Origin of the sequence: Halalkalibacter wakoensis JCM 9140 (genome assembly GCF_000513095.1) — a bacterium.
Lineage (GTDB): Bacteria > Bacillota > Bacilli > Bacillales > Bacillaceae_D > Halalkalibacter > Halalkalibacter wakoensis.
This window is the reverse complement of record NZ_BAUT01000035.1, coordinates 1-15,115: the sequence shown is the minus strand read 5'-3', so window position 1 is coordinate 15,115 and position 15,115 is coordinate 1. Positions and strand designations below refer to the sequence as shown.

At 37.1% G+C, this 15,115-nt stretch carries 13 protein-coding genes and 2 pseudogenes; all 15 read right to left on the bottom strand.

Going from position 1 to position 15,115, the window contains the following annotated elements; all coding sequences use genetic code 11:
- Positions 1-8 precede the first annotated feature (8 nt).
- Positions 9-1,019, bottom strand: a complete 1,011-nt coding sequence (locus JCM9140_RS13370) for an ABC transporter permease (RefSeq protein WP_052002257.1) — start codon at positions 1,017-1,019, stop codon at positions 9-11.
- A 5-nt stretch (positions 1,020-1,024) separates the two neighbouring features.
- Complete coding sequence (locus tag JCM9140_RS24535; RefSeq protein WP_235715352.1) at positions 1,025-1,654, bottom strand: ATP-binding cassette domain-containing protein; 630 nt, start codon at positions 1,652-1,654, stop codon at positions 1,025-1,027.
- 417 nt (positions 1,655-2,071) lie between these two features.
- Positions 2,072-2,499: pseudogene (locus tag JCM9140_RS24530) on the bottom strand (ATP-binding cassette domain-containing protein); the annotation flags it as partial.
- 72 nt (positions 2,500-2,571) lie between these two features.
- Complete coding sequence (locus tag JCM9140_RS13360; protein ID WP_034747306.1) at positions 2,572-3,609, bottom strand: substrate-binding domain-containing protein; 1,038 nt, start codon at positions 3,607-3,609, stop codon at positions 2,572-2,574.
- 74 nt (positions 3,610-3,683) lie between these two features.
- Entirely contained in the window at positions 3,684-4,649 is a 966-nt protein-coding gene (locus JCM9140_RS22605) for a LacI family DNA-binding transcriptional regulator (protein WP_052002256.1), read from the bottom strand.
- A 649-nt stretch (positions 4,650-5,298) separates the two neighbouring features.
- Positions 5,299-6,087 (bottom strand): DeoR/GlpR family DNA-binding transcription regulator, encoded by a 789-nt coding sequence (locus tag JCM9140_RS13345; RefSeq protein WP_369384430.1) that lies wholly within the window; start codon positions 6,085-6,087, stop codon positions 5,299-5,301.
- Positions 6,088-6,245: 158 nt separating this feature from the next.
- Complete coding sequence (locus JCM9140_RS13340) at positions 6,246-7,022, bottom strand: SDR family NAD(P)-dependent oxidoreductase (RefSeq protein WP_034747300.1); 777 nt, start codon at positions 7,020-7,022, stop codon at positions 6,246-6,248.
- Positions 7,023-7,095: 73 nt separating this feature from the next.
- Entirely contained in the window at positions 7,096-7,461 is a 366-nt protein-coding gene (locus JCM9140_RS24525) for a transketolase-like TK C-terminal-containing protein (RefSeq protein WP_439644301.1), read from the bottom strand.
- Positions 7,462-7,527: 66 nt separating this feature from the next.
- Positions 7,528-9,096, bottom strand: a pseudogene (gene tkt, locus JCM9140_RS13335) (transketolase); the annotation flags it as partial.
- A gap of 76 nt (positions 9,097-9,172) precedes the next feature.
- Entirely contained in the window at positions 9,173-10,144 is a 972-nt protein-coding gene (gene glpX, locus JCM9140_RS13330) for a class II fructose-bisphosphatase (protein WP_034747299.1), read from the bottom strand.
- A gap of 142 nt (positions 10,145-10,286) precedes the next feature.
- Complete coding sequence (gene dhaL, locus JCM9140_RS13325; protein WP_034747297.1) at positions 10,287-10,934, bottom strand: dihydroxyacetone kinase subunit DhaL; 648 nt, start codon at positions 10,932-10,934, stop codon at positions 10,287-10,289.
- Positions 10,935-10,955: 21 nt separating this feature from the next.
- Positions 10,956-11,960, bottom strand: coding sequence for a dihydroxyacetone kinase subunit DhaK (locus tag JCM9140_RS13320; RefSeq protein WP_034747293.1), 1,005 nt, complete (start codon positions 11,958-11,960; stop codon positions 10,956-10,958).
- 1 nt (position 11,961) lies between these two features.
- On the bottom strand, positions 11,962-12,426 hold the full coding sequence (rpiB, locus tag JCM9140_RS13315; RefSeq protein ID WP_034747291.1) for a ribose 5-phosphate isomerase B: 465 nt from the start codon (positions 12,424-12,426) through the stop codon (positions 11,962-11,964).
- Between the two features lie 214 nt (positions 12,427-12,640).
- Complete coding sequence (locus tag JCM9140_RS13310) at positions 12,641-13,909, bottom strand: MFS transporter (protein WP_034747288.1); 1,269 nt, start codon at positions 13,907-13,909, stop codon at positions 12,641-12,643.
- Positions 13,910-13,989: 80 nt separating this feature from the next.
- Entirely contained in the window at positions 13,990-15,078 is a 1,089-nt protein-coding gene (locus tag JCM9140_RS13305; RefSeq protein ID WP_034747285.1) for an MDR/zinc-dependent alcohol dehydrogenase-like family protein, read from the bottom strand.
- Positions 15,079-15,115: the final 37 nt, after the last annotated feature.

Genomic DNA, 15,115 nt, shown 5'->3' with positions numbered 1-15,115 from the left:
GTGTTATTTTATTTCTTCTTTTTATTTCCATATGAATCTATCCAAGCAGCTAATAGAATAACTAAGCCCATCATTAATCCTTGATAATGAGAGGAAATATTCATTAAGTTCATTCCTGTATTAATGATATTAATTAAAAGAACACCAATTACTGTTCCATATACGGTACCTCGCCCTCCCATTAAACTGGAGCCACCAATAACAACAGCCGCTATTGCCATTAATTCCAAGTTCGAGCCAGCTAAAGGAGTTCCCGAGCCCAAACGTGCGGTCATTAAAATACCAGCAATTCCTGATAATAAGCCTGCTATCACGTAAACAGATAATTCAACTCGCTTTACATTTATCCCGGATAGTTCAGCCGCTTTTTTATTGTTACCTATTGCGTACACATACCTTCCAAATATTGTATAACGAAGCACATAGTGAGCAATTAAAAAGATCACTATTGGAATGATAATCATAATGGGAACACCAAGTATTTCACCCGACCGTAAGTATCTGAAAAATGGATCATCATAAATAGATATTGTTTTTGCGTCTGTATAAACCATGGCAACAGATCTTGCGGCAGCCATCATCGCAAGCGTAACGATAAACGGGGCCATACTAAATTTCGTTATGAAGAAACCATTAATTAAACCACATGCTGCACCTAACAGCACCGCAATCGCTAATACAACAACAATCGGTAAACCAGCCGTTACCATCCCAGCTGTAACAACACTTGTAAGCCCTAATACTGCTCCAACCCCTAAGTCAATTCCAGAGGTTATAATGACAAAGGTCATACCGATTGCAACAACTCCCATAATGGCACTCTGTAAGAGGATATTTGTTAGATTATTGACTGTCAGAAACTGGTCAGATGTAATAGTTAAAACCAAACATATTAAAAGTAACGCTAGTAAAACTTTATTTTGCAGTAAAAGTTGTGCTACAAGATTTATTTTTTTAGACTTATTTGATGGATTTGACAGAGGTTTTTTGTTACTTAGTAACCTTTCTTTTTCATTCAAAGTTTCTACACCCCTTCCGTTGCAAGTTTCATAACTCCCTCAGCAGTAGCTTCTTCTTTAACGAATTCTCCAGTAACTCTTCCTTTAGCCATAACAACCACTCTATGACACACACCTAGAACTTCTGGCAACTCGGAAGAAACCATTATAATGGAAGTTCCTTTTTCTGCAAGTTCATTCATAATTCTATAGATTTCTTGCTTTGCTCGAATATCAATTCCCCTTGTAGGTTCATCTAAAATTAATATTTCTGGCATTGTCTCTAACCACTTCGCAATGATGGCTTTTTGTTGGTTTCCACCACTTAAATTTGAAAGTTTATTTTTTGAATCGGACGTTTTGATGCTTAATTTTGAAATATACTCATCAGCAATGTCTCTTTCTTTACTAGATTTAATGTTCTTAAATTTCCCTAATAATCTTTTTAAAACGACGATACTTATATTTTCCGCAACGGAAAATTCTCCAATCATTCCCTGTTGTCTACGATCTTCCGGAACAAAGCCAATCTTTAACTTAATTGCATCTCTTGTTGATTTAATCGATACATATTTTCCGTTTATTGATATATTTCCTGAATCAATCTTTCGGTAACCGAATATACTCTCCATTAACTCTGTCCTTCCAGCCCCCATTAACCCAGAAAACCCCAATATTTCACCTCGATGTAATTTAAATGAAGCCTGATGAACAACATCTTTCGCAGAAAGACTATTTACTTCCATTACTACTTCAGCATTCGTGTTTTTCTTTTCTATAGAAGGATAGATGCTCTTTACTTCTCTACCAACTAACATTTTGACGATCTCATCTGTCGTCAAATCTCTTGTCTTTCCTTCACCAGCGTTTTTCCCATCACGAAGAACAACAACACGGTCACATATCTCATAAATTTCTTCCATTCGATGCGATATATAAATAATGGAAATGCCCTTTTGCTTTAAGTTACATATAATATCAAATAGTTTTTTTGACTCTTGCTCCGTAATTGCTGAAGTAGGCTCATCCATCACGATTATTTTTGAATTAAAGGAAAGCGCCTTTGCTATTTCTACTAACTGTTGAGATGCTACTGTCATATCCTCAACAACTGAACTTGGATTAATCGCAAACTTTAACTCTTCCAATAGTAACTTAGTATCTTGAAGTAATTTTTTTCGATCTAGGTTTATTCCTTTTCTTGGCAAAGAGTGAATATATACATTTTCAGCAACTGTCAGGAAAGGAAGTAGATTCAATTCTTGATGTATAATACTTATTCCTAAATCTTGGGCATGCTTTGTATTATTAAATGATACTTTTTCCCCTTCTAGATAAATCTCTCCCTGATCAGGATATACTCACCACTTAAAATCTTCATTAAAGTTGACTTTCCAGCACCATTCTCACCAAGTAACCCTATAACCTCACCTTTATCAATTGAAAAATCAACTGATTCTAATGCTCGGACTCCAGGAAACCCTTTTGAAATATTTTTCATAGATAGTAAAGACTCTTTAGACATTGTCTCACCTCCTAGGTGGAAAGAGGGGATGGTATCCCCTCAATCTATTTACTTTAACTCTTTAGCCCATAAATCTTCCGTTTCAACATTTTCCTTAGTTACAAGGAAATTCCTGGTAAATGTGTGGGGTTCAACATCATTTCCCGCTAAATATTCTTTGACATACTCAACTGCCATTTCCCCCATACTTATTGGAACTTGAGAGATCGTCGCATCAATGGAACCGTTTTCAATTCCTTGAATAGCTTGGCGGTTACCATCAATCCCAATTACAAAGATATGCTCATCATCGTCTGCTGGCTTAAATCTTCCAGACTGCTCAATTGCATTTGCAGCGCCGACTGCATTATCGTCGTTGTGGCCAAAAACAGCATCAATTTCAGGGTTTGCTTGGAGAATATTTGTCATGACATTTAATGCTTTTTCCTGGTTAAAGTCGGCTGGTTGACGAGCAACGATTTCAATGTTTGGATATTTCTCTTCCATTTGTTTATTGAAACCTTCTCCTCGGTCTCTAGCAGCTGTAGAACCTTGTAATCCTTGTAGTTCAACTACTTTTCCAACGTAATCACCGTATCGATCTTTTAATTTTTCTGCGATATAATCCGCAGCTTTGCTACCCATCTCAACATTATCAGTCTCTAAGAATGCTAGTAGTTCACCCGCAGTTGCTCCTCGATCAATCGCAATGACTGGAATATTTGCTGCGTTAGCCACTTCAATTGCTGGCACAATCGCTTCAGCATCTTGTGGGTTTACTAGTATCGCATCTACACCTTGCTGAACAAGATCCTCAATATCCGCTATTTGCTTTGCACTATCATTGTTAGCGTTTACACTAATTAGATTAAAACCTTGTTGAACTGCACCTTGTTCAACACCTTGTTTCAACGCAACGAAAAAGTCGATATCTTGAGTAGAATTAGACAAACCTATTGTTACTTCACCGCTACCTTCATTTGTAACTTCACCAGTATCTCCACTATTTCCCTCACTATCGTTTGAACCCGACGTATCCTCACTAGAACCACAAGCAGCCATAAGGAAAACAACAAACAAAAGTAATGATAATAAAAGCTTTCTCATTCTAATCCCCTCCAAATTGTTTTATATTTAAACAAGCGATTGAACCCCTTTTTCTTCACCCCCTTTAAAGATTCTTAATTTTGAAATGTATGTGTTACATACAAATTTTTAGATACCACTTTACATGATTTATTCATTTGATCAAGTAAAGAACTTAAAGCAACCCTTGCTAACTCATTTGGTTGTTCCTTCGCTATCCGAATTTTATTTCTCCTGATTTCAAATGGGTCAATATCTCCAAATCCACAAATTTCAAAATCAGTTTGATCAACTAGGCCAAGTTCTTCGCTAACTTTAATTGATTCAGATAACAGTATTGGATTTGTTGCGACTACGCCAGATACCTTAGGGGTACTACTGATAGTTTGCTTAATGTAGTCAGCAATAAATGTTCTATCATGTTTTACATTGACTTCTTTAAAGCAGTCACTTTCTTTCTCTATACCTAGATGTTCAAGGGCTTTAAAAAAGCCAGTTATTTTCGATCTTTCTACAGAGTCATTTTGCGATCCATGAAAAAATAATAATGACTGTTTTTGGGTTAGTGGTTCGATCAGTTGTCTACAAGCCTCGACATGTTCATGCATGATGGTTGGAAATTTATAATTCTTTAACTCTCTTTCAATTAATACGACAGGTATAGAAGGCGGTATTTCTACATCGGTTAATTCCTCACTAGTTGGGTAAAATAAAATACCATCTACTCTTTTTTCGATCAGCCATTGTAATGACTTTATTTCTTTAGCTAATTCACCATTTGTTGAACAATAGATAATTTTATAGCCTTTTGCTGATGCAATCTTTTCAATATTATTTAAGATTTTCATAAGGTATATATCATAAAGCCCAGGTAAGATGACTCCAATAATATTTGTTTTTGAATTCTTTAAACTTCTTGCAATTCCATTAGGTTTGTAATTAAGTAAAGAGATAGCTAACAAAACACGTTCTCTAATTTTAGGACTTACATTTCCAGATTTATTAATAACCTTTGATACTGTTCCTATAGAAACTCCTGCAGCTTTTGCTACGTCTTTCATTGTTACGTTAATAAGATCACCTCAGCCTGAAACGTTTCATTTAATTACAATGAGATTAAACTTCACTTTTATTGAAGTAACGGGAATGAAACGTTTCACAAACTACTTCACATCGTATTGTTCTTTTTTAGAATTGAAGCTTACTGTAGTCCACTTTGTTTAAGCGCTTACAAAACAATAAAAATAGAAATGAAACGTTTCATTCTCTTTACAAGATAAATATATACACCACTGGATAATTTAGAATATAATTTATTGAAAAAAATGGAATTTAAATTTGGTCTACTGGTGAGTTTCGAAACATATATTAACCCTTCAACAATGGAAGTATTGGAAAACACCTCTATTTGGATATCTCACAAAAAAGTACCCTATAGGTCGACTTTTTTACGTCTATTCTATAAGGTACTTTTTATGGAAATTTTCTGTTCTTTTTATTATATTAACTATAGAAAAAAGAGGACTAGTAGGCTCTGATGGTTCTACTCTGGTAAAAAAGGCAGTATTATATTCAGAGTACATTTTCAGAAGATTCCTGGGCCCACAAACATGTATCAGATAACACGTTTTGCAACCTCTACCAATTAAAAAAGTTCCTAATCTCAATACTTTATGTACTAGGATTAGGAACAGGCTATCAATAACCAAACTATAAAACATTTATATCACGCTCTTTTAATAAACGCTTATCTTCTTCCGATATTTGGTTATCTATTATAAGTGTATCTATCTGATCAATCGCAGCAAAGGAAACAATTGATTTTTTACCAAATTTAGTATGATCTAAAAGAGCCACTACACGATTAGAGGCTTTCACCATTTCTTTTTTTAGCTCAACTTCATATACATTAAAGTCAGTTAAACCGTTTTCAAAATCAAATCCACTGGCAGACGTAAACATAATATCAACATTGATTTTCTTTAATACCCCTGCATCAATGGTACTTTCTAATGCACTTGATCCAGCCCGAATGACACCACCGATTAATATAACTGTAAACTCAGCAACGTCTCGTAATTCTAATGCAGTATATATTCCGTTTGTAACAATGGTAAGTCGTTTCCGGTCTGAATCATCTTTTAATCGTTTGGCCAACTCCAATGCTGTTGAGCTAGCATCTAGTAAAATACATTGATTGTTTGTAATTAACTTTTGCGCTTTTGTACTAATTAGGTATTTTTCTTCTTTGTTTTTCTTTTCCCTAGTCGAGAAATTAAAAAATTTATTGTCCTCAGGCTCTTGATCGACTAATACAGCCCCTCCATGAGTACGTTTTAGAAGACCTTCTTTTTCCATATTATTTAGATCATTCCTTAACGTTGCCTCAGAGACATTTAACCTCTGTGATAAATCACTCACTACAATTCTTTGATCTTTGTCCAAATACTCTAATATTGCATTCCTTCTTTCATGCATTAACATTTTCCCCACTACCATCAACCTTCCATTTACATAATCCTACTATCATAATATTTCATTATTGTAATTAGTTCAACTAAAGCGAAAAAAAAATAAACCTAAAAACGAAAAAAAATAAAAAAAATTGAAAGATTGTTCATGAGGCTACTACATGAAAAAGTAATCTTACTACTTGCTTATTGAATCGTGTAACCACCGTCGATAACAAAAGTAGACCCTGTTGAATAAGACGATGCGTCTGAAGCAAGGAAAATAGCTAATCCACCTAATTCATATGGTTTCCCTAAACGTTTCATAGGTATATAATCAAGCACATGTCTTAACTCACCCTGCTCTGCAAAAAGTGGTTTTGCCATATCGGTTTCCATATAGCCAGGAGCAATTGCATTCACTCGGATGTTATGAGATACCCACTCGTTAGCTAAACACTTCGTCATCATCACAACAGCAGCTTTAGAAGAATTGTATGCACATTGTGCCTCTGTATTAGCTATAAACGAAGACATTGACGCTATGTTTATAATGGAGCCACCACCTGTTTCCATCATCTCTTTTCCTGCAAGCTTGGAAACTAAGAACACTCCATTTACATTGACTTCCATTGTTTTATTCCAATCTTGTAAACTCATTTCTTCAGCTTTGATTTTTTGACATATCCCTGCATTGTTAATAACAACATCAATTTTCCCAAAATGCTCGATTGTCGATTGAATAAGTGCTTGCACTTGGTCTTCTTGCGTTACATCAACTTGAAAACCTAGAGCTTCAACTTCATTCTGTTTTTTGATTTCTTCTGCTGTTGCTTTTGCTGTTTTTTCATCTAAGTCAGCTATAACAATATTTGACCCAGATTGCGCTAATGCAGTGGCCATCTCTCTCCCTAACCCTTTTGTACCTCCTGTTATGATTGATACCTTTCCTTGTAAATTAAAAAGATCATTATATTGAACCATTATAACTTCCCCCTAATCTTTATTAAGGAGCAGCATCACTAACACAAGTAAGTGATGCTACCCCCAATCAAATCTAGAGCATTTCCTTGAATTGGGAAACAACATTCTGTACGGTAAATCCGTACTCATCCATAATTATAGTTCCTGGCGCTGATGCTCCAAACTGGTCAATAGATAAAAGCTTTCCGTCATCACCTATATACTTGTGCCATCCTAATGATGAACCCATTTCAATACCTAAACGAATCTTTTGATCTTTCGGTAAAATCTCTTCTTTATACGCATTCGATTGCTTTTCAAACCGATCCCAGCTAGGCATACTAACGACAGATACATAGATTCCTTCTTTTTCGAGTTCCTCTTGAGCAGCAACAGCTAAGGAGACCTCTGAACCAGAAGCTAATAACAAACCGCAAGATTTCCCTTTGGCCGAAGAAATGATATATGCACCCTTTTTTACCCCTTCAAATGCCTTCTGACTATCAATTAATGTAGGTAAATTTTGTCGAGATAAAATAAGTGCCGTCGGTTGCTTAGTGCTTTCTACTGCCACCTTCCAAGCAGCAACTGTCTCATTTCCATCTGCAGGTCGAATAGTTGAAATTTCTGGAATTGCCCGTAAAGCCGCCAGCTGTTCTATAGGTTCGTGAGTAGGGCCATCTTCTCCAACTGCGATACTATCATGTGTGAAACATACGTTACTGGTAATTGCATTAAGCTGATAGCCGAATCGCTGGTCTAAGATAGTCAGAAAAGACAAAAAAAGTAGCTGCATAGGTTTTCACTCCACATGTAGTGCCATTCCATTAGCTGCAGCCCCCATAGCAAATTCACGTACTCCAAACCATAGATTGCGGCCGCTGTAATCCGATGGATGAAAGTTCGCTGCTCCTTTTATCAACGTTTTATTCGAAGAAGCTAAGTCCGCGGATCCTCCAATGAGCTGGGGGACATGTTTAGCAATGGCATTGAGCGCTTCTTCACCTGATGAACGACTTGCTAGCTTATCCACTCCAACCTGATAAACCGGAACATTCTCGTCCCAACCATCTACAAGGGTTCCAGCTATAGCTGTCTTTAATTGTTTGGCAAGTTCAGGATAATCTGCTTCATAACGAGAAAATAATTCATTCCACTTTTGCTCTTTCACTTCTCCACTTTGTTGTATGTTTTGGAAATGCACTTTCACTTCCTCAGGAACATAGAACTCTTCATCGTAATGCCAATTATAGGATTCTTTTACTAGCTTGATTTCCTCTTTACCTAGGGGCGCCCCATGCGAAGCTGATTTACCTCCTTTATTAGGAGAACCGTACCCAATCACCGTCTTCACTTCAATTAAAGTTGGCTGTTCCGTATTTAGTTTCGCATCTTTTAATGCTTGAGCCAAAGCCTCTACATCATTTCCATCTTCTACCCGTATCACTTGCCAATTATATGCTTTAAAACGTTCTTCTACACTTTCACTGAAAGAAAGATGTAGTTCACCATCTAAGGAAATATCATTTGAATCATACAAGACAATTAATCGACCTAATTTCAAATGTCCTGCTAAAGACGCTGCTTCTGCAGAGACACCTTCCATTAAATCTCCATCTCCACAAATGCTATATGTGAAATGATCAATAATTGGAAATGCATCTCTGTTATAAGTTGAAGCTAAATGGCGTTCAGCCATTGCCATTCCTACAGCCATCGCAATCCCTTGTCCGAGCGGTCCTGTTGTTGCGTCCACTCCAGGTGTATGTCCGTATTCTGGATGACCAGGTGTTTTGCTTCCCCACTGCCTAAACTGCTTTAAATCTTCTAAAGACAAATCATGCCCGGTTAAGTGTAATAAGCTGTAGAGTAGCATAGATCCATGCCCCGCAGATAATACGAAACGATCACGGTTAAACCATTCCGGATTACGAGGGTTATAATTCATACAATTAGACCATAACGTATATGCCATCGGAGCTGCCCCCATTGGCATTCCGGGGTGTCCTGAACCAACACTTTCTATTGCATCGATTGCAAGAGTTCTGATGGTATTAATAGAAAGTTGGTCTATATTTACTTTAAGTTCATTCATTATGCTTCCTCCTACCAATCATTCATCTGCTATAGTAGCTACCAGTTTCCCCAAAAGCTTTCACCTATTTTTCAATTTATGAATGACGAGCTTCAATAAATTGATAATTTTTAACATCGCCACCAATAGCAACGAATGAATGTGAGAGGGTAAATTGGTCCTCTTTCTTTTGGATTCCTTTAACTAATAATCCATCTGTTATGCCTGTTGCTACAAAGAAACACTGGTCTGTCTTAACAATTTCATCAATCGTTAATGTCTTCTCAGGTTCCTCAATTCCCATTTCTAGACACCTTGAGATTTCTTCTTCACTTTGCGGAACGAGTTGACCTTGAAAATCTCCACCTAAACACTTAATTGCAGTCGCGGTGATGACACCTTCAGGGGCACCACCCGTTCCAACTAACATGTCAATATTCATTTCATCAATGCAAGTGGCTATAGCACCTGGTATATCCACATCAGGAAATAACTTTATTCTCGCCCCTAGTTCTAAAACTTCGTCAATTAACATATGATGCCTCTCCCTCTCTTGTATCATGATTGTTAATTCATGAACTTCCTTTCGTAGGGCTTTAGCTACAACTGACATGTTCTCTGTTAAGGTTGCATTAATATCTATACATCCTTTTGCTTTTGGACCAACTGCTATTTTTTTCATATACATGTCTGGAGCATGAAGCAAGCTTCCTCTAGCTGCACCAGCTACAACGGTTAAGGCATTTTCTTGCCCTTTTGACATTAATGTTGTTCCTTCCACTGGGTCTACCGCTATATCTAATTGAGGTCCTTTTTTTGTACCAAGCTTTTCGCCGATATACAGCATCGGTGCTTCATCCATTTCCCCTTCCCCAATAACGATTACACCTAACATATCAATCGTATTCATTTGATTTCGCATTGCCTCTGTCCCAGCGCCATCAGCTTCATTTTTCTTTCCTTTTCCAATCCACGGATATGCTGCGATGGCCGCTTGTTGTGAAACGGTCAGAAAGTCCATTGCTAATGCTTTTACATCCATTGGGTTTGTTGCAATCTCTGTGTTCATCCTGTATCCTCCTCTCAATCATTTTTGAATAAAAATCAAATCCTAAACATTTTTTTTTAAAAGAATGAATTTGGACCATATTTATCTTGTCTAAGCATAGATTCTACAGTTAATACGTAGAATCTATGCACTTATTAAAAGATTAGACTGTTTGACTTGCACTCACCGTTTTTAAAAATGCATCCAAGATCAAGTATGCTGAAGTTGCACCTGGATCTTGATTTCCTAACGACCGTTCTCCTAGACGACTAGATCTTCCTCTTTTTGAAAGTAAGTCTTTTGTAGACTCCATTCCTTTTTTCGCTTCAGCAACTGTTTTTGTAAAGTTAGAAATAAAATCTTCTGATGAATCATAAGCTTTCAAACTATCAAGTGCAGGTTGAAGTGTATCGACCATTGTTTTATCTCCTACTTCTGCTTGACCGCGTTCTTTAATGCCTTCAATAAAAGCGATCCAGAAGTCAACTATGTCATTAGAAGTTAATTCTGACTTTTGTTGAACAATTTTTGCCCCTCTTAGAAAACCAGTTGCATAAAGAGGGCCAACTGATGACCCAACTGCACTTAAAAATGTACGTCCAGTTGTAATGAAAATGCGCCCGCAATCTTCTTCATCTTTCAACTCACCTTGTAACTTCTCATTAACCGCCTGCCATCCAATGGACATCGTTACTCCATGATCTCCGTCGCCTAACTTACGATCTAGTTCACACAAATAGTCTTTACTTTCCTCCATTACATCAACAACATTTTTTAAAAATTTTAATACGTCTTGTGAGTGAAATCTCATATTCTTCATCCCCCTATACTTTTACTTTTGTACATACATTGGACAATCAGCAGAATGATCAATAAATTCCTTTAATTCATCATCTAATTTCAAAATAGACACCGAACAACCACCCATTTCTAATGAAGTGCTATAGTCTCCAACGTAAGATCTATGGATTGAAATTCCTTTTTCCGTTAAGATTTGCTCTACTCTTCTAAACATAATATATAATTCCATACGAGTCGTTGATCCTAATCCGTTTACTAAGACTGAAACACTTTCCCCTGATTCAATCGGCATATCATTAAGAATATCTTGGACTAGACGGTCTGCCACTTTATCAGCTGTTTGTAAATCACCTTTTTCCACCCCAGGCTCCCCATGATGTCCAAGTCCAATTTCCATTTCATTTTCGCCTAGCTCAAAGCTTGGTTGACCTGTTTGAGGGAGGGAACATGGTGTTAATCCAACTCCCATTGAACGAGTGTAATCGTTCGCTTTTTTTGCTACACGAACCAGATCCTCAAGGTTATACCCTTTATCAGAAGCAGCGCCTGCTACTTTTGTAACAAAAAATTCCCCAGCAATTCCTCTCCGCTTTTCTTTTTCTTCTTTCGGAGCTGATGCCACATCATCAGTTACTAAGACCGTGCCTACTTGGATACCAAACTCCAAATCAGCTAGTTCCGCAGCCATCCCAAAATTCATTACATCTCCTGCATAGTTCCCATATATATAAAGAACGCCTGCTCCTTTATCAATAACTCTAGTTGCTTCAAGAATAGGATCTGGAGGAGGAGAAGCAAAGATATTCCCTACTGCCACACCGTCAGCCATTCCATTTCCCACATAACCCATAAAAGCTGGCTCGTGACCAGAACCGCCACCTATTAAGACACCGACCTTCCCATCTTTTGTTTCCTTAGCTGTGACAATCGATCGCTGATTTTCAGATAACTGTTTAACATGGTTTGGAAACGCTTTTATATAACCTTCTATCATTTCATCTACAACTTTAGTAGGATTATTGATTAATTTTTTCATTTTATATACGCACTCCTTTCATATACTCGTTCTCTTTGTCACTTATTTGTTGTACTTTTCTTGCTGAGTTTCCACCTGGAAATTCTGATTCTAAGTAAACCTTTACAATTTGTTTAGCAAGTTCAATTCCTATCACTTTTGCTCCCATTGTTAAGATTTGCGCATTATTACTTTTTTGAGCACGCTCAGCTGAATATGTGTCATGACAAAGTGCAGCTCTAATTCCTGGTACTTTCCCAGCAGCGATTGCAACGCCAATTCCAGTCCCACAAACTAAAATCCCTCTATCAATTTTCCCTCCCATAATATCGTCTGCTACATCAAATGCAACTTGTGGATAATCAACTTCACTACAGGAATCTTGACACCCATAATCTTGCACTTCATACCCTAATTCTATCATATATTCTCTTAAACTTTCTTTCATATCAAATGCATTATGATCTGAACCAATCCCTAGTTTCATTCTTATCTCTCCTTTTCATTTCGTAAATTAACATTCCCAAACTATACTTTCATTTACAATTTTTATTTTTTCATTTTTTGTAAAATAAGTCAATATATTTTTTCGTTTTCTTTCGTTTATTTTCGTTTATTGTTTTTAGAGTAAAAAAATAACGCCCAACCATTACTATAATATTGGACGTTATCTTTTTAGTAATCATTTATTACAACAAGATTTATTGAGCTGCTTTATAAGTCTTAACCTCAATATCAAGCGAATCTTTTGGTAATGTTACAAACTTCATCAGAAGCGCACTAACTATATGAAGACCAGTAAAAATCCAAATGATTCCGACAACTCCAACTGACCCTATGAAAGCGCCTACAATAACAGGCCCAATAAACGTGCTTAATCCAGCGCCAAGATTTAAGATAGACATAGCCGCCCCTCTGTTACCAGGTGCTAACGAAGGAATTAATGCCGATAAAGGAACATACGCTGCTAAACAAGCGCCAAAAGCAATAGCTATGGCAGTGGTCGCCCAATAGTTCGCTCCCATAAAATACGGTACATAATACAAGCCAGCAAACGTAATACCGCAACCTACCCCACCAAACCACATAACTGTGTTCCGCCAACCTAATTTATCGCCGACAATTCCAAATATGAGGTTGAAAATTACGTTACTCGTCCATAATGCTCCATAAATTTGTAACCATTCCGTTCTTGTAAAACCAATTTCCATCATATAAACTGGCATAAAAACAACTATTCCGTAAGCTCCAGCAGTATTGATTGTTCTTACAATCCCACCAATTCCGACTTTTGGCTTTTCAAAAGCAATTGTAATCCCTTTTGCAATATATTTTAACGCATCTGCTTTTGTCTCAAATCTCTTTTTGCTATTACTACTTTTGTCTTCTTTGTTTAAGAAGATTCCAACTGCAGCACCTAATACCGTAAATATAAGCGCACTCCACAATGTTCTGATTTCTCCAAGGTAAGGTAAGGCAAAACTAGAATAATAAGCTCCTAACACATTTAAGCCAGCTGCAAATGAAACCCAGAACCACCCTACAGCTGTTCCAAGTTTTTCTTGAGGTGCATAATAGGTGAGCCAAACTAGAAATGAATATGCAAATAGTGGATAACCGAGTCCACGAAGGGCATAAGTTGGGATCATAATCCCTAAGTTCATAGTTGGGATCCCCGCTGTTAAGAAGACTAATGTTCCAGCTGTAAACAAGGCTACACCCCAGATCATAGCTCTTCTTGCCCCTAAAATTTCAGCAAGAACTCCGGAAAGCCACGCCGCAATTGCAACAGCAAAACCATAAACAGAAAACAAAAGGGCTGATTGCTGAACAGTTAATCCACTATCAATTAGGTAAGAAGATAACCAACCGAGTTCAAGTCCTTCCCCAATCATAAAAATCATAACACCTAGATAACCTAAGGCCATCTTCGGATCCATACCGACTTTTCCTAACAATCCTTGGTTCATTATTCTATTCCCACCTTTTTTTTAATTAGGAAGTGGGTTATAAACCATTTTATAACCCACTTCACTCAAAAATGACTACTTTAGAGACTAGGGTTCAAAATGACTTTAAGAGATTCTCTTCCGTTCTTAACAAGCTCAAATCCTTTTTCAAACTCCTCTAGTGGTAATTGGTGGGTAACAACACCTTCAGTTGGTAAATCCCCATTTTCAATCCCATTAATAACAGGCTCATAACAATATGGACCTAAATGTGAACCTAAAACATCTAGTTCCTTACGGTCACTAATAATGCTCCAATCAACTGTTACGGGATCTTTAAATACACTGAACTCAACAAACGTTCCTAACTTGCGAATCATCGACAACCCTTGTTCAACCGATTTTTGAGCACCAGTTGCTTCTATGTAGATATCGCAACCATACCCCTCTGTCAAATCTTTCACTATGGAAATTGCATCTTCTTTAGCAGGGTTGATTACCATATCAGCACCAAATTGCTTAGCAAGTTCTAACCGATCTTCAAACAAATCTAATACAATTAATTTACCTGCTCCTGATTTTTTAATTGCTCCAATCATTCCAAGCCCTAGTGTTCCAGCACCAGCAAGAACAACTACATCACCAAGCTGAATTTTTGCACGTTGGACAGCGTGCATTGAACAAGCATATGGTTCTATTAAAATAGCTTTTTCAATTGGCAAATCCTCTGGTACTTTATAATTAATTGCTTCTTTCGTAAACTTCATATATTCGGCCATTGCACCATTTACATTGTTTTGGAATCCATAAAGGTCATGCTTTTCACACATCCAATATTGACCTCTCTTACAGAAGCGACATTTCCAGCAAGGGACAATCTGCTCAGAAATAACTCGGTCCCCCACTTCAAAGTCTTCAACACCCTCACCTAACGCTACAACTCTACCAATAAACTCATGACCAGGAATCATAGGAGCTTTAATATACGCAGGCTGTGTTTCATCTCCCCAAAAACTCGGAGCACCATCGTACGCTTTTAAATCACCTGCACAAATTCCACACGCCTCAACTTTTACTAACATTTCTCCCTTTCCTATAGAAGGAACATCTACTGTTTCAAAACGATAATCCCCAGGTGAATAAGCTACAACCGCTTTCATTTTCTTTGGTACAAACTCAGATGAACACATTATACAACTCTCCCTTTTCTAATTTTATTAGTTTCAA